The following is an 18586-nucleotide window of genomic DNA, read 5'->3' on the forward strand; positions in this document are numbered from 1 at the left end:
TCGTCAGGCGGAGGCGGCCCTCTGCAGGGTCACGAAGTGCCGCATCCGGGACCGGTCCTCGGGGAAGTAACTCTCCCAGTCCTCGTCCAGCCGCATCCAGCTGGCCTGCTGCCCGTCCTCCCCGGTCAGCGGGGTCGAGGCGGGCACTACCGCTGCGTAGGAGAGGGACAGCGTCGGCGGAAGCTCCGGATGGAACGCGCGCACCGCCACCGCCGCCGGCTCGCCCAGCAGTTCCACCCGCAGACCGGTCTCCTCGAACAGCTCCCGCGCCGCTCCCTCGCGAGGCGTCTCCCCGGGCTCGACCCTGCCGCCCGGCGGCACCCAGGCCCGCCATGGGTGGCGGACCAACACGACATGGGTGAAATCAGGATCGAACACCCAGGCTTCGGCGCCAAGGGGCTCCGCCGGGCCCTGAACCGCGACGTCCAGCCAGCTCTGTGCATCGTCGAACTTCAGCACCGCCGCCGCCGCATCAGACTTCGCGGCATCGAGGACTAGCTGCTCAAGGCGAGTAGGGGCCATGGGCGCACGCTAGTGGAACCCTCTGACATCCACTCGGTGCCGCGTCTGGAGACGTAGGTGCGAGACCTCGGGCGCAGGAGTCCGACGTGGTCGGCGGCGTGCTGCCGCTGAGCTGAGCCGCGGATCGGGCTGACGGCTCGGCTCAGCGCTGCTCGACGACGGCACTCGTGCCGGAGCCGGGGCGCGACTCCCACTGCCAGGTCTCGTCCAGCCGCATCCGGCCGTCGGGCAGCAGGGACAGCACGGACACGCAGTGCCCGGTCGAGGTCTGCCCGTCGGTGTTGAGCTGCGTGTACCGGAAGTCGAGCTGGTCGCCGTCGCGGGTGCCGACGAGGAAGCCGCGCCGGATCGCGCCACCGGCGTACTCGGCCCAGATCATGCCTTCGTGCTCGTGGTAGTCGAAGACCGTATGCGTGCCGACCTCGCCACCCGCGACCTCGGCCACCGCCGCGAAGCGGCACCCGTCCAGTGATGCGATCATGACCCAGATGGTGGCATCCCGCGCCTGACCGCCGGAACCCGCCGCCTGCGGCTCGCAGTTTCGGGGAAAGTGCACCTACCGAGCCGTCGATTCGTGCACTTTCCCCGAAACTGCGGGCCGTGCAAGCCGTGCAAGCCGTGCAAGCCGTGCAAGCCGTGCAAGCCGTGCAAGCCGAGCGGGCCGGGCGGGCGGGTCGGGCGGTCGTGGTGCTGGTCGTGGGGGTGAGGGGTGGGTGGCGTGAAATGATCCACCCATGCTGACCCGCCGCGATCTCAACCGTGCCCTGCTCGCGCGTCAGTTGCTGCTGGAGCGCTCGCCGATGGCCCCGCTGGAGGCGATCGAGCACCTCGCGGGTCTGCCCGCGCAGGCGCCGAACCCGCCGTACATCGGGCTGTGGACGCGGCTGCGGGACTTCCGGATCGAGGACCTCTCGGAGCTGCTCACCTCCCGGGCCGCCGTGCGGCTGGCGCTGATGCAGGCGACTCCGCACCTGGTCAGCGCCCGGGACGCCCGTCGGCTGCGGCCGCCGCTGCAGGTCGTGCAGGACCGGAACCTGACCGCCGCGTCGCACGAGCGGCTGCGCGGGGCCGACCCGGCCCAGGTCGCGGCGGCGGCACGGGTCCTGGTCGAGCAGCGGCCGTACACCGTCAAGGAGCTGGGTGCGGCGCTGGCGGGCCAGTGGCCGGACGCCGACCCCGCCGCGCTCGGGGCGGCTGCGCGGGCGGGGCTGCCGCTGGTGCAGGTACCGCCGCACGGGCTCTGGGGCGCTGTCGGGCAGCCTGCGTGGACCACGGTCGAGCACTGGCTCGGGGCGGGCGACGGCCCGGCGGCCACCGTCGACGACCTGTTCCTGCGGTATCTGGCGGCGTTCGGCCCGGCGACGGTCCGCGATGTGCAGGCGTGGTCGGGGCTCGGCGGGCTGGGCGAGGTCGCCGACCGGCTCGGCGACCGGCTGGTGGCTTACCGCGACGAGCAGGGCGCCGAGCTGCTCGATCTGCCCGAAGCACCGCTGCCGCACCCCGACACCCCCGCGCCTGCGCGGTACCTCGCGGACTTCGACGCGATGCTGGACGCGTACGACGACACCAGCCGGATCATGGACGACCGGGACCGCCGTGACGTGTTCGCCGTGCCCGGGGTCGTGCCCGGCACGGTGCTGGTGGACGGGTTCGTCCAGGCGATCTGGACGATCACCAGAAAGAAGGGCGCGGCGACGCTGGTCGTGCGTCCCCTGTTCCAGATCCCGACCCGGGACGTGCAGGACCTGACCGAGGAGGGCGAGCGGCTGCTCGCGTTCGCCGCACCGGACGCCACCCGGCGGGACGTGCGGTTCAACTCCCGCTGGTGAAGCGTGAGACGAAGAAGCCGGCGTCACGCGATCGCGTGACGCCGGCGTTCTGGAGGCAGACGTTACGAGGTGTACGCCTCGAACTCGGAGATCTGCCCGGCCGGCCAGCCGCTGTTGGCAGTGACGGTCAGCCGGAGGTGCCGTGCTGCGGCTGCCGGGAACGTGATGGTCACCGTGTTTCCGGTGGCCGGGTCGAAGGTGTAGGTCGCGGTGGCCTTCAGGGTGTTGAAGGTGGAGCCGTCGGTGCTGCCGGTGACGGCGATGGTCTGGGTGCGGGTGGCCCAGGCGGTCGCGGGCGGCAGTTTGAGCACGACCCGGCCGACCGTCTGCGCGGAGCCCAGGTCGACCTGCACCCACTGCGGGAACGCGTTGTTGGCGCTCTCCCAGTAGCTGCTGGCGTTGCCGTCGGTGACGTTGCCCGAGCCGTAGTTCTGGGTGCTGGACGACTGGCTGGTCGCCTTGTTCAGCGCCAGGTTGACGTTCGCCGCGGGGTTGCCGGTGCCGCTCAGCGTCACCGTGGCCGGGCTGTTGGTCGCGCTGCTGGTGACGGTCAGGGCACCGGTGCGTACGCCGGTCGCGGTCGGCCGGAACACGGCGGTGACGAGGCAGGACGCCCCGGCCGCGAGGGTGGTGCCGCAGTTGTTGGTCTGCGTGAAGTCACCGGTCACCGTGATCGAGGAGACGGTCGCGGCGGCGGTGCCGCTGTTCGACACCGTGATCGTCTGGCCGGTGCTCGATCCGCCGACGGTGGTCGCCGCGAAGGTGATCGAAGTGGGGGCGGCCGACACGGACGCGGTGCCGGTCGTGGTTCCGGTGCCGGTCAGCGCAACGGTCCGGGGGCTGTTGGTCGCGTTGCCGGCGATGGTCAGTGTGCCGTTGCGGACACCGGCCGCCGTGGGGTGGAACGTCACCGTGACGGTGCAGTTCGCTCCGGGGGCGAGGGTCGCGCCGCAGGTTGTGACCAGGGTGTAGTCGCCAGTCGCGGTGATCGACGAAACCGTGGCGGTGGCGGTGCCCGTGTTGGACAGGGTCACCGTCTGCCATTCGCTGTTGGCGTTGACGGGGGTCGGCTCGAACGTCAGCGACGACGGGTTCGTCGCGAACGTGGCCGATCCGGTGCCGGTGCCGGTGGCGTACACCTCGAAGGCGGAGATCTGGCCCGCGGGCCAACCGGTGTTGCCGGTGATGTTGAGCCGCAGGTAGCGGGCGTTGACGGCGGGGAAGACGATGCTGACCGTGTTTCCGGTGGCCGGGTCGAAGGTGTAGCCCGTCGACGCGACGACGGTCGAGAAGTTCGAACCGTCGAGGCTGCCGTGCACCGACAGGGTCTGCACCCGGGTCGCCCAGGCCGCCGGCGGCGGCAGCTTGAGCGTCACCTTGCCCACGCTCGTCGACGTGCCGAGGTCGACCTGGACCCACTGCGGGAACGCGTTGTTGGCGCTCTCCCAGTAGGAGCCCGGGTCGGTGTCGGTGACGTTGCCCGCCGGGTAGCCGCCCTGCGCCGAGGATGCCGAGGTCGGCTTGCCCGCGGCCACGTTGACGGTGCCGGTCCCGGTGACGCCGGTGCCGGTGAGCTGGACCGCGATGGCGCCCTGGCCGTCGTCGCCGGTGATCGAGTAGATCGCGGACTGGGCCCCGGTGGCGGTCGGGGTGAAGGTGACCGTCTGGTGGATGACGTCACCGGGGGACAGCTGCTGGCCCTCGGAGACGGGGGTGGTGGTGTTGAACGCGCCGACCGGCGGCGCGGCCTTGGTGAGGGTCAGCGTGATGTTGCCGGTGTTGGCGATGTCGAAGGTGTGCGTGGCGGTCTGGCCGACCGGCACCGAGCCGAACGCGACCGGGTTCGGGGTGATGGTCAGGTGCGGTGCGCCGGTGACCGCGGTGCCGGAGATCGGCACGGTGACCGCGCCCGCGTTGCTGGTCACCGTCAGCGAGCCGGTCTGGTTGCCAGCGACCGTCGGGGTGTACTTGACCGACACCGAGACCGACGCGCCCGGGGCCAGCGTGGAGCCGTTGGCGGGGAAACCGGTGGCGGTGAACGGGGCGGCGGGCGGCGTGGACCCGGTGATGGTGACCGCCGAGGTGCCGGTGTTGGCGATGCTCACGCTGATCGTCTTGTTCGCGCCGGTCGGCACGGTGCCGAACGACAGCGCCGACGGCGTCGCGCCCAGGCCGGTCTGCGTACCGGTGCCGTGCAGGTCGAACGAGACGACACCGCTGTCCGTGGTGAATGTCAGCGCACCGGTCGCGCCGCCGGTTCCGGCCGGGGTGAAGCGCACCGGCACGGCGAGGGTCTGCCCCGTGGTGAGGCTGCGCGGCAGCGACGGCGGGGTCGCGCCGAACGGGGCCCCGGTCGTGATCGCCGAGATGGTCACTGTGCGGGTGGCGGTCACCGTGACGGTCGCGTTGGCGGTGCTGCCGACGGCGACGTTGCCGAAGTCGGTCGGCGGGCTGTTCAGGGCCGAGGTGGTGGGCCTGCCGAAGCCGTAGATGCGGCCGTCGCGGGTGCCGACGTAGACGCGGCCGTTGTCGGTGGCGGGGGTGGCGAACTTGGTGGCGGTGCCGATGGGCGCGGAGTAGCGCAGGTTCAGCCGCCCGTTGACGGGCAGCGCGTCGTATGCCCGCAGCTGGCCGTTGGCGCCGGTGGACCCGTCGCTGTAGACGACCCAGACGATGGCGGTGCCCGACGTGGTCCCGGTGGACGTGACGACCGGCGAGCCCGAGGTGTAGCCGAACGTCGACGAGCTGGTCCCGGCGGAGCTGAGCACGGGCAGGCCGCTGCCGTTGACGCCGTATTTCAGCGCGCGCAGGAAGCCCTGGTTCTCGACGTTGTACACGTAGCCGCCGTCGCCGCCCCAGAACGCGGGGTGGCCCCAGACGCCGTTGTACGGTCCGGCCGGTGCGCCGACGGAGGCGTCCGTGCCGCCGGGGCCCTGGGCGTTGCCGCCGAGGTTGTCGCGGTCGAGCAGGTAGACGCGGCCGTCCTTGCCGGTCTGCACGAGCAGCCGCGGGTGGGCCGCGGTGCCGAACCCGGCGGGCAGCGCCATCGGGCCGCCGGAGCCGAAGTCGGTGTCGTCCTGGTCCAGCCTGGTGTTGTTGAAGGGGCTGAAGAAGTCCCGGGCGGCCAGCGAGCCGTCGCCGTTGACCTGCAGCCGGATGACCGACTCGGCCAGCGTGCCGGGCGGGCTGAACCCGGGTCCGGGGGCGGGGGAGACGCCGTTGCCGGTGGCCACGATGATCCGGCCGGGGCCGTCGGAGACCAGGCCGCCGCCGGACTGCCAGATGCCGGCCATGCCGTTGGACCGGCCGGCCTCGGTCGACCAGAGCGTCGACATGGCGGGGGTGCTCGTCTTGACGCCGGCGACGTAGCCGACGTACGGGCCGTAGTCGCAGTGGCTGGCGAAGCCGGCGTAGATCACGCCGTCGAGCAGCAGCAGGCCCGGCCGCTGGGCGGCGGTGCGCGGGTTGAACACGTTGGCCGGGTCGTTGGTCGGCGAGCCCTGGATGGTGACCGGCCAGCCGGCCCGCTCGACGCCGGTCGCCGGGTTGACCGAGTGCAGGTAGAAGTGCGGGTGCGCGGTGTCCGGGCCGTCGTTGACCTTGGCCATGAAGTACACGGCGTTGGTCGCCGGGTCGTACACCGGGGTGCTGGTGATGCCGATGTCGGGCACCAGGTCGCCGCAGCCGATGGCCGAGGCGGGCCAGGACGGGCCGACGTTGCGCGACCAGGTGACCGCGCCGGTCACCGCGTTGAGGCCGTAGACCCAGTTCTTCTCGGTGACGGCGATGACGGTGCCGGCCACGACGATCGGCTGGGCGTACACCTGGCCGTCGACCGCGGTCGAGAACAGCTGGCCGAAGTCGGCGGCCGAGACGGCCGAGGGCGCCAGGCCGGGCTCGTTCTGGTCCCAGCCGGTGCGCAGGGTGTCGACCGAGATCGTGGTCTCGTCGGCGGCGGCGGTGTGGGGCAGCACCAGGACGGCGGCCAGGAGCAGCGCTCCCGGGAGGAGCCCGGCGAGTGTTCGACGTATGCGGGTGGACAGATGCACGACCTGCTCCTCGGTGAGGCACCGGAGACCGGCGGAACCGGGTGGGCCGTGGCGGCGGGCACCGTCCGGCCTGAATGGAGCGAACGGTAATCTTGTCGATACCTGCGCGCAAGATACTGACATTGAGTTGAAATATTTGTAGGTTAGGTCTCTTAAGATTTTGCACAGCAGCTGTCCCTGACATCTGCACTGTCCAATGTCGACCAGGCGTTCGGCCATAGATGAGTCCCACTCCCGCAGGATTTCGCGATGTGGTAGGACTGTGCCCATGGACCTGGGCATGCTCCTTTCCGAGCAGGGACGAGTGGACCCGCCGGCGCTCTACGCGCGCCTGCACCGCGAAGGTGTCGTGCAGGCCGTGGACGAGGGCGCGCAGGGCTTCGCCGTAGCCGTGTACGGCTTCGAGGCGGTCGCCCAGGTGCTCAAGGACCCCAGGTTCCGTCAGCTCGACGCGGACTACCTGGACCTGCACACCCCGCAGTGGCGGCGCCATCCCGCGCTGCGGGTGCTGCGCGACTCGATGTTCTTCACCGACGGGCCGGCCCACGACGGCGTGCGGCAGATCATCGGGCGGGCGTTCACCGCGCGCCGGGTGGCCGCGCTGGAGCACGCGATGACGGAGCTGACCGAGCGCCTGCTCGACCGGCTGGCCCAGCTCGCCGCGGACGGCCCGGTCGAGTTCATGGGCGAGTTCGCCTACCTGCTGCCCAGCAGTGTGATGGCCGAGCTGCTGGGCGTGCCGCAGGAGGATCTGGCCTGGTTCCGGCCGCGGGTGCTGGCGATCGGGGCGATCCTCGAACTCGACGGCGCGAACTGGCGCAACATGGTGCGCGCCGACACGGCGGCCAAGGAGCTGTCGGCGTACTTCACGGACCTGGTGGCGCTGCGCCGCGCCGAGCCCCGCGACGACCTGATCAGCCTGCTGGCCGCCACGGATCTGAGTGACGACGCGCTCGTCGCCAATCTGATCACGACCTTCAACGCCGGCTTCGTGACGACGACCCACCTGCTCGGCAACGGCCTGACCATGCTGCTGGAGCGCCCGCACCTGCGCGCGGAGCTGGGCGCCCACAACGTCGGCTCGTACGTCGACGAGATGCTGCGCTTCGAGCCGCCGGTGCAGATCCTGGTCCGGTACGCGCCGGAGGACGCCGAGATCGAGGGCGTGCCCTGCCCGGCCGGTCAGGCCGTGCTCGTGATGATCGGGGCGGCGAACCGCGACCCGGCCCGGTTCACCGACCCGGACACCTTCGACCCTGCCCGGCCCGATCCCGGGTCGCTTAGCTTCGGCTTCGGCCCGCACTACTGCCTCGGCGCGGCACTGAGCCGCCTGGAGGGGCAGGTCGCGTTCCCGGCGCTGTTCGACCGGTTCCCTGACCTGGCCCTGGCGCAGCAGCCCGGCAACGCGCCCAAGCCGCTGATCCTGCGCGGGCACGACACGCTCACCGTGGCGTGCCATGGCCGCTGAGGACAACTACGTCCGGCGGGGACTGGAGCTGTTCGCGGGTCACGGTGCGGCCGAGGCGATCGTGCACGGCGACCGGCGGATCACGTACGCCCAGCTGCGCGCAGGGGTGCTGGGCATGGCCGGGGCGCTGCAAGGGCACGGCGTCGGGCCGGGCTCGGCGATCGCGGTGCTGGCGGGCAACCAGCCCGAGGCCGTGTACGCGCAGCTGGCGCTGCACCTGCTGGGCTGCCGGTCGGTGTGGGTCGCGCCGAACGCGCCGCCCTCGCAGAGCGCGCAATACCTGGCACTGGCCGAGGTCGACGGGTTCGTCTACGACGCCCGCACCCATGCCGCGCCCGGCGCGGCGCTGGCCGAACAGGTTCCGCACCTGCCCGTGCTGTGTTTCGGGGCGGGCGGGGCCGGCCCCGACCTCACCGGGTCGGCCGGGGACGTGCTGCCGCCGGTGACGGACGCCGAGCCGCAGTCGCTGTTCCAGACCGGCGGCACGACGGGCCTGCCGAAGCTGGTGCACCACCGGCACGGCTTCTTCGCCAACGTGCTCGCCGCGGCGCAGCGCCAGCTCGACGCCGGGGCCCCGCGGCTGCGGCAGCTCGCGGTGGCCGGGTTCTGGCACTCCAGCCAGCAGGCCGCGGGGCTGATCACGCTGTTCAGCGGCGGGCTGCTGGTGCAGCACGACGGCTTCGACGCCGGGCGGTTCCTGGCCGCCGTGCAGCAGGAGCGGATCACCGTGGCGACGCTGCCGCCGCCGATGCTCTACCAGGTGCTCGACCACCCGGACCTGGCCGCCGCCGACACCACCAGCCTGACCATGCTGTCCTGCGCGGGCAGCGCCATCGCGCCGTCCCGGCTGGCGCAGGCCATGGCGCGGTTCGGCCCGGTGCTGCTCGTCGCGTACGGGATGAGCGAGGCGACGCTGCTGGCCGCCTACCCGACGGCCCAGCACGATCCGGCGTTCCCGCAGCGGCTCGCCTCGTGCGGCCGGCCGCTGCCGCCGTCCCGCGTCGAGATCCGCGACGACGCGGGACGGCTCGTCGCCCCTGGCGAGGTGGGTGAGGTCTGGGCGTCGGCGCGGCTGATGACCTCCGGCTACTGGGGCCAGGCCGACCTGACCGCGCAGACGCTGGTGGACGGCTGGCTGCGCACCGGGGACGTCGGCTACTTCGACGCGGACGGGTACCTCTACCTCGTCGACCGGGCCAAGGACATGATCGTGACCGGGCTGACGTCGTCCAACGTGTACTCCCGCACGGTCGAGGACGTGCTCAACGCCCACCCTGCGGTGAGCGCCGCCGCGGTGATCGGGGTCCCGGACGAGCGGTTGGGCGAGGCGGTGCACGCCGTCGTGCAGCTTTTTCCGGGCGTCTCGGTCGACATCGACGAATTGCGGCAATGGTGTGTGGAGCGCCTCAATTCACTGTGGGCGCCGCAGACAGTCGACATCGTGGATCGCCTTCCGCTGACCGGGCTCGGCAAGATCGACAAGAAGCTGCTGCGGGCGAAGTGCCTGGACAATAGGGATATGGCCCGCCGATAGAACGCGCACTGGCGTATGTATGACAGCCCCTATCAGTGCGAGTATTTCCATGTGACAATGGCTTCCGCGAAGGACGGGGCCCTCGCCGCCGTACCCCCACTCGGACGTGTTCGTGTCATCGGAGGCTGCGCGGAATATGTACCGCACCATGCTCAAGTCCAAGGTCCACCGGGCCACGGTCACCCAGGCGGAGCTGCACTACGTCGGCTCCCTGACCCTGGACCCCGACCTGATGGACGCCGCCGACCTGCTGCCCGGTGAGCTCATCCACGTCCTCGACGTCACCAACGGGGCCAGGCTCGAGACCTACGTCATCGAGGGCGCGCGGGGCAGCGGCGTGGTCTGCGTCAACGGCGCGGCCGCACACCTGATCCACCCCGGCGACCTCGTCATCATCGCCGCGTACGCGATGATGTCCGACGAGGAGTCGCGCGACTGCAAGCCGAAGGTCGTCTTCGTCGACGAGGCCAACCGCATCGCCTCGGTGCACAGCGATCCTGCCGTCTGAGCCATGACGAACCGGCACCACATCGCCATCGTCGGCAGCGGCTCGCTGGCGACCTCGATCTGCGAGTCGCTGGCCGCGCTCGCGCCGCCGCTCGGCGCGCTCAACGCGGCCCCGATCGAGGTCACCGTGCTCGCCCGCAATCCCGACGCGGTGTCGGCCATCGCCCGCCACTGCCGGGCACGGGCCGCCGTCGCCGGCACGGCGGTCAGCTTCACCGGGGAGCGGCTGGGCGACGAGGCCGCGACCCTGGCCCGGCTCCAGCCGACCTACCTGGTGTGCTGCGCGTCCGCCCAGTCGCCGTACGAGAAGGTCGACCGGCCCTCGGCGTGGACGCGGCTGATCGGGCAGGCCGGGTTCGGGGTGACGCTGCCGCTGCAGGCCACCGTCGCCGTGCGGCTGGCCCGCGCGATCACCGCGGCCAGCCCGCACACCGCGCTGATCAACGGCTGCTTCCCCGACGCGGTCAACCCGTTGCTGGCCGCCATGGGGCTGCCGGTGCTCTGCGGCGTCGGCAACGTGGCCACCCTCGCGGCGTGCCTGCAGGCCGCCCTCGGGCTGCCCGATCAGCGCCGCCTGGCCGTGCTCGGCCACCACGCGCACCTCGACGCCCCCGACGTCCCCGGCGACGACGTGCTGGCCTGGCGCGACGGACGGCCGGTGCCCGGGGTGACGGGCCTGCTCGCACCCGACCGGGCGCTGCCCCGGCCGCAGCTCAACGCGATCGCCGGGCACGCCGCCGCCCGCCTGCTCACCGACCTGCTCTCCGGCGCGGAGGTGCACACCAGCCTGCCCGGTCCGCTCGGCCTGCCCGGCGGCTACCCGGTGCGGCTGACCGGCGGCGGGCTCGCGCTGAACCTGCCGGGCCTGAGCCCGGCGGAGGCGATCGAGTGGAACGTGCGCGCCGGCCGCCGGGACGGCATCGAACTCGGCGGCGGCCGCGTCCGGCACCTGCCCGCGGCGGTGTCCGCGCTGGAGCCCCACCTGCCCGAGCTGGCGCACGGCTGGGACGCCACCGACTACGACGCGGTGCAGGACCTGTTCCGCGTGCTGCGCCGCCGGCTGCGGGCCACGAGCCCCAGCCCGGCCCTCATCTGACCGAATCCATCGAGCCGACCTCACGAAGGAGCAACGGTGCTCACGACAGCGACCGTCCCGGTGACCCGCAATCTCATCGTCGACTACTACGGAGTCATCGCGGCCGCCGTCGCCCGGCTCGGCGCCGGCCCCGGCGGCCCGGCGGGCACGGCCGCCTTCGCGCCCGGGTTCGACCTGCCGGAGCTGTCCGACGAGGTGCGGCAGTTCTTCGCCGTGGCCACCGCGACGTGGCGGGACCTGGGCGCGCACGGCGGCCACGGCGTGCAGTTCATGGACCTGACCGGCAACCCCGGCACGCACACCACCAAGACGTTCCCGTCGCTGCTCATCGTCGCCCGCGCCGTGCAGCACATCCGGCGGACCGGCGAGTCGGTCTGCATCTTCACCCCCACCTCGGCGAACAAGGGCATCGCGCTGCGCGACGCGGTCAGCCGCGCGATCGCCGCGAAGCTGGTCACCCCGGAGCAGCTGCGGGTCGTGGTGCTGGCGCCGGCCTCGACGCGCCACAAGTTCCGCCGCGACGCGCTGTCCGCCGACCCCGCGCTGCGGGCAGCCAACCCGCTGCTGCGCTTCGGCGGAGACGAGCCCGAGGGGGTCAAGGCACTCGGCCGGGCCTTCGTGGACGCGTACGCGCAGGAGGCGTACGACAAGCACGGCACCACGCTGTGGTTCTCCCTGGCGCTGCCGAACTACCTGGTCGCCGACGCGGCACGGGCCGCGTTCGAGCTGGACGCCGCCCCCGCGGTCGCCGCCGCGCCGCGCTGGCACGCGCATGCCGTGTCCAGCGCGTTCGGCCTGCTCGGCTACAACCTCGGCCGGGACGTGCTGGAGGACTCCGGGCGCGCGGACGGCTCGCCGCGGCCCGGTTTCCTGCTCGTGCAGCACCTGGGCACCCCGGACATGGTGCTCAACCTGCGGCACGGCTCGTTCTCCCGGGACGGGCTGCCCGCATACCGGCTGGACGCCGCGACCGGGCTGTGGGCGCAGGACGCCGACCCGCACTTCCCGGCCGTGACCGGCGACCCCGGCGAGGTGCTCGACCCGACCTTCTACACCCACCAGCCGGTCACCTCACCCGCGATGAACGACCTGATCAGCCGGTACGGCGGCGACGGCATCACCGTCTCGCGGCACGAATGCGTCGCCCGCTACCCGCAGCTGCGGGAGTGGCTGCGCAACACCCCGTGCGAGCTGCCCGCCGACCCGGCGGACCTGCGCGAGTGGTCCATCGTCATGGCGCTGACCGGCGTGCTCAACGCGATCGACCGGGGACTCGTCCCGGCCGGTCGGGAGATCGTGGTGCACGGCTCGGGCAGCTACCGCGACGACGACTACGCGGTGTGCGAGCCGGACGCGCAGGTGTCCACGGTCGAGGAGATCGCGGCGGCGGTCCTGGGCGGCCGCTGATGGCGATCGTCGCGCCCTCCGCCGTGCTGGACGAGCTGGCCCGCGCCTGCGACGTCCCCGCTGACCAGGCCGCCCGCGCAGCCGTTGCGCTGCTGGCCCGCCGCTACACCGGCCGTGCCGCGCAGACCGTGCGCACGCCCGACGGCGCCGTCCACTTCGACCTGACCGTCGACGGCTCGGTCCGTGACCTGGTCACTGCCCCGGCCATCGACAGCACGGAGCGGCTTTCGCCGGGTGAAGGAGATCAGCTCACCGACCTGGCCGTGCTGCCCGGCGACGGTGGGCTGGTCGTCGTCGGCTGCCCGGCGGAGCTGGCCGGGGCTTTCGCCGTGGACCTGGCGGCGCTGCTTTCCGTGATGGCCGCCGATCCTGGGCAGTCCACGGCGGACCTGTTGCCGGAGTCCGCGTACGAGCGCGGGCGGTCTGTCGACCGGGCGGCGCTGCACGGCGGGTCGCGACGGGAGCCGACCGGCTGGGAGCCGGGCTCGGCGGACACGATCTGCACCGCGTTCGCCGCGCAGGTCGCGCGCCATCCCGACCGTGCGGCTGTGCTCGCCGACGACGGGGAGCTGACCTACCGGCAGCTCGGGTCGGCCGTGGCGGCCACCGTGGCGGCGGTCCGGGACGCGGTCGGCGACAGCGGTGGCGCGGGCCGCGCGGCGCTGCTGTGCCGGCACGGTGCGACCACGGTCGTCGGGCTGCTCGCCGCGCTGGCCGGCGGCCGGGCGTACGTGCCGCTCGAGCCGAGTTTCCCGGCCGGACGGCTGGCGCACATCCTCGCCGACAGCGACGCCGACGTGCTGCTGATCGACGCCGCACACGCCGACCTGGCCCACCGCGTCGCCGCCGAGGCGGGCCGCCCGGACCTGACGATGGTCCACATCGAAGTGACCGCGCCCGCCGCCGAACTCGACGAGCTGGTCGCGGCACTGCTCGGCCGCGCCGCGCCGGACGATCCGGCGTACCTGCTCTACACGTCCGGTTCGACCGGCGCGCCCAAGGCCGTGGTGCAGAGCCACCGCAACGTGCTGTTCGGGGTGGCCAACCACATCCGCAACTTCGCGATCTCCCCGGCTGACCGGACCAGCGTGCTCACCTCGTTCGGGTACGACATGGCGGTCACCGACCTGTTCGGCGCGATCCTGTGCGGGGCCGCAGCGGTGCCGTCCGACATCCGCGAACACGGCCTCGGCCACCTCGCGCAGACCATCGCCCGGCACGGCGTGACGATCTACCACTCGCCGCCGACCGTCTACCGCTACCTGCTGGCCGGGCTCGGCCCGGACGGGCGGCTGCCCAGCGTACGGGCGGTGCTGCTCGGCGGGGAGGAGGTCACCCGCCACGACGTGGAGCTGTGCCGACGCCACTTCGCCGCCGGGGCGGTGTTCGTCAACGGATACGGCACCACGGAGATCAGCTTCGCGGCGCAGCACCACCTCGCCCCGGACGCTCCGCTGGACCACGCGGTGGTGCCGATCGGGCATCCGCTCGACGGCATCGACGTGGTGCTGGTGGACGCGGCCGGGCGGCCGGTCTGCCTGACCGGCGAGGTCGTGGTCCGCTGCGCGCACGTGGCGCTCGGCTACTGGGGCCGGCCGGAGCTGACCGCGAGCCGGTTCCGGGAGCACGGCGGCAGCCGCGCGTACTGGACGGGCGATGTCGCGCGGCGGCTGCCCGACGGGCGGCTGGTGTTCCTGGGCCGCGCCGACCGCCTCGTCAAGATCCGCGGGTACCGGGTCGAGCTGGGCGAGGTCGAGTCCCGGCTGGCCGCCCTGCCCGGCGTCGGCCAGGCCGCCGTCGTCGCCCGCTCGAGCAGGCACGGCACGGGCCCGGAAGCCAAGGAGATCATCGCGTACACCGTCGCGGCCGGCGGCGCCGAAGTGGACCCGGGCAGCCTGCGTGCCGCCCTGGCCGAGCTGCTGCCCGACTACATGGTGCCGCGGGCGGTGATCGTGGTCGACGCGCTGCCGATGGGCGACACGGGCAAGCTCGACGTCCGGGCCCTGCCGGAACCGCCGGTCGCGGCCGTCCCCGCCCAGGTGCGCCGGAGCGCGGCAGCGGGTGAGCCCGATCCGCTGGAACAGGTGATCGCGGCGGCGTGGTGCGCGGCGCTCGGTGTCGACGCCGTCGACCGGCGCACCTCGTTCTTCGACGTGGGCGGTCATTCGCTGCTGCTGGCGCTGGTGCAGGAGCGGTTGCAGGCCGTACTCGGCGAGCGGATCTCGATGATCCGGCTGCTGGAGTTCCCGACCGTCGCCGGACTCGCCGCCCACCTGCGCGCTGCCCGGCCCGCCGCGCGCCCGGGGCACGACGCCCGGTCCGTGGCGGACGACCGGTCCGCCGCTGATGCGCCGATCACGGACGAGCAGTCCACGGCCGACAGCTGGACCGCGCTCGACGCCGGGCAGTCCCAGCTCGCCGACCGGATGCGCCGCCGTCGGGCGGCACGGCAGGGGTCGGCCGACCGGGTGGAGACGCCGTCATGAGCGAGGACGACCTGATCGCCGTGGTGGGCATGGCCTGCCGGGTGCCGGGCGCGCCGGACGTCGCGACCCTGTGGCGCAACCTGCTCGACGGGGTGGACGCCGTTCGCCGGTCCACCCCGGCCGAGCTGGTGGCGGCCGGGCTGCCCGTGGACGGCACGTACGTGCCCGCGTTCGGGCGGCTGGACGCGCTGGAGGACTTCGACGCGGCACGGTTCGGGTACACCGACGCCGAGGCCGCGCTGCTCGACCCGCAGCACCGCATCTTCCTGGAGTCGGCCTGGCACGCCCTGGAGGACGCCGGGCTCGATCCGGCGCGCGGGCAGACAGCCCCGATCGGCGTGTTCGCGGGCTGCGGCGTGAACCGATACCTGCGCCATCACCTGCTCGGCAACCCGGCGGTGAAAACGGCCGGGCCGCTGCCCGACGACTGGGACGACGCGCTGGCCGGGGGGACCTGCGACTACCTGCCCACCCGGGTCGCGTACGCGCTGGGCCTGACCGGCCCGGCCGTGGCCGTGCAGACGGCCTGCTCGTCGTCGCTGGTCGCGGTGTGCCAGGCGGCGCAGAGCCTGCTCGACTTCCGGTGCGACGTCGCGCTCGCGGGCGGGGCGGCGGTCGTGTCGACCGGGCAGCTCGGCTACCGCCACCGGCCCGGCGGCACGTGGGCCGCCGACGGGGTGTGCCGGCCCTACGACGCGGACGCCACCGGTCAGGTCTTCGGCAACGGCGGTGGGGCTGTGGTGCTCAAACGGCTGCCCGACGCGGTCGCCGACGGCGATCACGTGTACGGCGTGCTGGCCGGCTGGGCGGTCAACAACGACGGCGCGGCCCGCGCCGGTTTCAGCGTGCCGGGCGTGGCCGGGCAGGCGGCCGTGGTCGCCGAGGCCCTGGCCGCCGCCGACTGGGACGCGGGCAGCGTCGGTTTCGTCGAGGGCCACGGCAGTGGCACCGCCGTCGGCGACGCGATCGAGATCGAGGCGCTGACCCGCGCGTTCCGGGCGTCGGGCGGGCGTGCGGGACACTGCGTGCTCGGCTCGATGAAGCCCAACACCGGCAACCTCGACGCCGCCGCCGGCGTGCTCGGCCTGATCAAGGCGGTGCTCGCGGTACGCGACGGGATGATCCCGCCGACCCTGCACTTCCGCCGCCCGCACCCCGACGTGGACCTCGCGGCCTCGCCGTTCACCGTCGCGGCCGAGCTGCGTACCTGGTCCGGTGCGCGGCGGGCCGGGGTCAGCTCGTTCGGGCTGGGCGGCACCAACGCCCACGTGCTCGTCACCCAGGGCCCGGAACACGCGGGCCCGCCCCGGGTTCCCGTGCCCGGCTACGCGTTTCGGCGGCGGCGGCACTGGATCGAGCCGATGGCAGGCGACCATGCCTGAGCCGGACGGCCTCGTGCCGCTGGGCGACACCGGCTGGCAGGCGTGGCGCTCGGCCGTGCTGCGGGCGCCCGGGTTCCCCGCCACCGGTCTCGACCTGCTGGCCGCGCCCGAGTGCGCGAAGGAAGCCGACGCGCTGCTCGCCACCGGCGGCGACCGGGCCGCGTTCGACGGCGCGTTCGCGTCCGCGACCCGGCGGATGACCGCCCGCCTGCACGACATCGCCGCCGACCCGCTGTTCCGCGAGGCCGTGACCTGGCAGAGCCTGAACGCGGTCGAGGCCCTCGACGGGCTGCTGCGCGCGGGCCCGGACGCCAACCGCAACTCGCGGCACCGCCCGCGCGAGGTCCTGGTGACCCGCTACTGGCAGCGCTACTGCGGCAAGAACGACACCATCGGATTCTTCGGCCCGGTCTGCTGGGCGTCGCTGACCGACGGCGACGCCACCGCCCGGGTCGAGCCCGGCCCGGGCCTGGTCCGCGCCCGTGTGGTCGACCTCGAACGCCGGGTCCTGTCCGCGTACGCCGACCGGCTCGCCGCCGACCCGAGGTTCCGGCCGTGGCTGCCCGTGACCCGGCAACCCCAGCTGGCGCTGCGCGGCGACGACCTGCTCCAGGCCGGCGTGCCCGCAAGACGGCTGACCCCCGCGCACACGGTCCTGCTGGGCGCGTGCGACGGCAGCCGCAGCGCCCGCGACGTGGCCGCGCTCGCCCTGGCCGATCCGCGCACCGGGCTGCGCCACACCTCGGACGCCCTGCTGGCGCTGACCCAGCTGGCCGAGCAGGATTTGCTGCGCTGGGGCGTCGAGCTGCCACTGACCGTCGCCGCCGAAGCCGAACTGCGCCGACGCCTGGCCGGGATCGCAGACCCGGCACTGCGCGAAGAAGCTCTGGCAGGCCTGACCCGGCTGCTCACCGCCCGCGACCGGCTCGCGGCCGCGGCCGGTGACGCGGCCGCGGTCCGGTCGGCCCTGCTCGGCCTGCAGGACGAATTCGTCGCGGTGACCGGCGGGGACGTGCTGCACCGCCCCGGCGCCACCTACGCCGGGCGCGGCCTGGCCTACGAGGAGACGCTGCGCGACCTGGACGTCGAGTTCGGCGAGCCGCTGCTGACCATGCTCGCCGACACGCTCGTGCCGCTGCTGGAAGCCGCCCGCTGGCTGACCGCCGCGATCGCCGGGGCGTTCACGGTCGCGCTGCGCGAGCTGTACGACGACGCCGCCGCCGACGGCCCTGTCGCGCTGGGCGACCTGTTCGACGCGGCGCTCGGTGTCCTGTTCGGGCAGGGGCCGGTCGAGGACGTGCTCGCCGACTTCACCACGCGCTGGTCGCAGCTGCTCGGGCTGACCGGCCGGGTCGACGGCCCGATCACCCTCGACCCGGCCGAGGTCCGCGCCGGGGTCGCCCGGCTGTTCGGCGCGACCGCGCCCGGCTGGACCGCGGCCCGCCTGCACAGCCCCGACCTGCACCTGTGCGCGCCGAACGCGCAGGCGCTGGCCGACGGCGACTTCACCGCGGTGCTCGGCGAGCTGCACGTCTCCTGGCTCACCTGTGACAGCGGCACCCTCACCCGCTTCCACCCCGACCCGGCCGCGCTGCGTGCCGCACTGCACCGCGACCTGGGCGACCGGACCCTGCTCCTCTACCCGACGGACTTCCCCGAGTTCACCGCCCGGATCGCGTTCACCCTCGACGGGCCCGGCGACGTCCGGCTCGCCTACGGTTCGGCTCCCGTGCCGGATCCGGCGCAGGTGCTGCCGCTGGCGGCGGTGACGGTATCGCTCGTGGACGGAGAACTGACCGGCTCCGCCCCGGACGGGCGCGCCTGGCCGCTGCTGGAGCTGTTCGGCCCGTTCCTGTCGTCGCGGGCGGTCAACGCGTTCAAGGTCGCCGCCGACGGCGCGCACACCCCACGGGTGAGCATCGGCCGCCTCGTCGTGCACCGCCAGACCTGGCGCACCACGGTCGCCGACTGCGGCCTCGACGACCAGCTCGCCGACGAGGCCGCCCGCTACCTGGCCGTACGCCGCTGGCGGGACCGGCTGGGGCTGCCCGAGCAGGTGTTCGTCCGGGTCGGCACCGAGGTCAAGCCGGTCTACGTCGACTTCACCAGCCCGGCGTACGTGGCCGCCTTCGTGGCGATGGTCCGGGCCGCCGTGCGCACCGGCGGCCCCGGCGTGCCGTTGACGGTCTCCGAGATGCTGCCGGGGCCCGAGCAGGCGTGGGTGCCGGACGCGGCCGGGCGGCGCTACTTCAGCGAGCTGCGGATGGCGATCCGCGACCCGGCGTCCGCACCGACGAGGAGCTGAC

At 73.4% G+C, this 18586-nt stretch carries 12 protein-coding genes; 9 read left to right on the forward strand and 3 right to left on the reverse strand.

Features of this window, described 5'->3' with window-relative positions; all coding sequences use genetic code 11:
• Nucleotides 1-3: 3 nt before the first annotated feature.
• Complete coding sequence (locus tag F6W97_RS29375; protein WP_155373792.1) at nt 4-522, reverse strand: NUDIX domain-containing protein; 519 nt, start codon at nt 520-522, stop codon at nt 4-6.
• Nucleotides 523-664: 142 nt separating this feature from the next.
• Nucleotides 665-1003, reverse strand: a complete 339-nt coding sequence (locus F6W97_RS29380) for a hypothetical protein (protein WP_155373793.1) — start codon at nt 1001-1003, stop codon at nt 665-667.
• Nucleotides 1004-1256: 253 nt separating this feature from the next.
• Here F6W97_RS29380 and F6W97_RS29385 point away from each other — a divergent pair, with 253 nt between their 5' ends.
• Complete coding sequence (locus F6W97_RS29385; protein ID WP_155373794.1) at nt 1257-2351, forward strand: winged helix DNA-binding domain-containing protein; 1095 nt, start codon at nt 1257-1259, stop codon at nt 2349-2351.
• Nucleotides 2352-2413: 62 nt separating this feature from the next.
• Here F6W97_RS29385 and F6W97_RS41305 read toward each other — a convergent pair whose 3' ends face one another.
• Complete coding sequence (locus F6W97_RS41305) at nt 2414-6400, reverse strand: choice-of-anchor D domain-containing protein (protein WP_155373795.1); 3987 nt, start codon at nt 6398-6400, stop codon at nt 2414-2416.
• A gap of 280 nt (nt 6401-6680) precedes the next feature.
• Between F6W97_RS41305 and F6W97_RS29395 the strand changes: the two genes are divergently transcribed.
• The 8 genes from F6W97_RS29395 (at nt 6681) to F6W97_RS29430 (ending at nt 18585) form a co-directional block, all read left to right on the forward strand.
• Nucleotides 6681-7868 (forward strand): cytochrome P450, encoded by a 1188-nt coding sequence (locus F6W97_RS29395; RefSeq protein ID WP_230687073.1) that lies wholly within the window; start codon nt 6681-6683, stop codon nt 7866-7868.
• A complete protein-coding gene (locus F6W97_RS29400; RefSeq protein WP_155373797.1) occupies nt 7858-9402 on the forward strand; it encodes an AMP-binding protein in 1545 nt (514 codons plus the stop codon). The genes F6W97_RS29395 and F6W97_RS29400 overlap by 11 nt, the downstream gene beginning before the upstream one ends.
• Before the next feature lie 136 nt (nt 9403-9538).
• Complete coding sequence (gene panD, locus F6W97_RS29405) at nt 9539-9910, forward strand: aspartate 1-decarboxylase (protein ID WP_155373798.1); 372 nt, start codon at nt 9539-9541, stop codon at nt 9908-9910.
• 3 nt (nt 9911-9913) lie between these two features.
• Complete coding sequence (locus tag F6W97_RS29410; protein ID WP_155373799.1) at nt 9914-11005, forward strand: potassium transporter TrkA; 1092 nt, start codon at nt 9914-9916, stop codon at nt 11003-11005.
• Nucleotides 11006-11041: 36 nt separating this feature from the next.
• Nucleotides 11042-12412, forward strand: a complete 1371-nt coding sequence (locus F6W97_RS29415; RefSeq protein WP_155373800.1) for a DUF6002 family protein — start codon at nt 11042-11044, stop codon at nt 12410-12412.
• A complete protein-coding gene (locus F6W97_RS29420; protein ID WP_155373801.1) occupies nt 12412-14898 on the forward strand; it encodes a non-ribosomal peptide synthetase in 2487 nt (828 codons plus the stop codon). The genes F6W97_RS29415 and F6W97_RS29420 overlap by 1 nt, the downstream gene beginning before the upstream one ends.
• Entirely contained in the window at nt 14895-16280 is a 1386-nt protein-coding gene (locus tag F6W97_RS29425; protein WP_155373802.1) for a beta-ketoacyl [acyl carrier protein] synthase domain-containing protein, read from the forward strand. The genes F6W97_RS29420 and F6W97_RS29425 overlap by 4 nt, the downstream gene beginning before the upstream one ends.
• Complete coding sequence (locus F6W97_RS29430) at nt 16273-18585, forward strand: lantibiotic dehydratase (protein WP_155373803.1); 2313 nt, start codon at nt 16273-16275, stop codon at nt 18583-18585. The genes F6W97_RS29425 and F6W97_RS29430 overlap by 8 nt, the downstream gene beginning before the upstream one ends.
• Nucleotide 18586: the final 1 nt, after the last annotated feature.

It is taken from the genome of Catellatospora vulcania, from assembly GCF_009720385.1.
Lineage (GTDB): Bacteria > Actinomycetota > Actinomycetes > Mycobacteriales > Micromonosporaceae > Catellatospora > Catellatospora vulcania.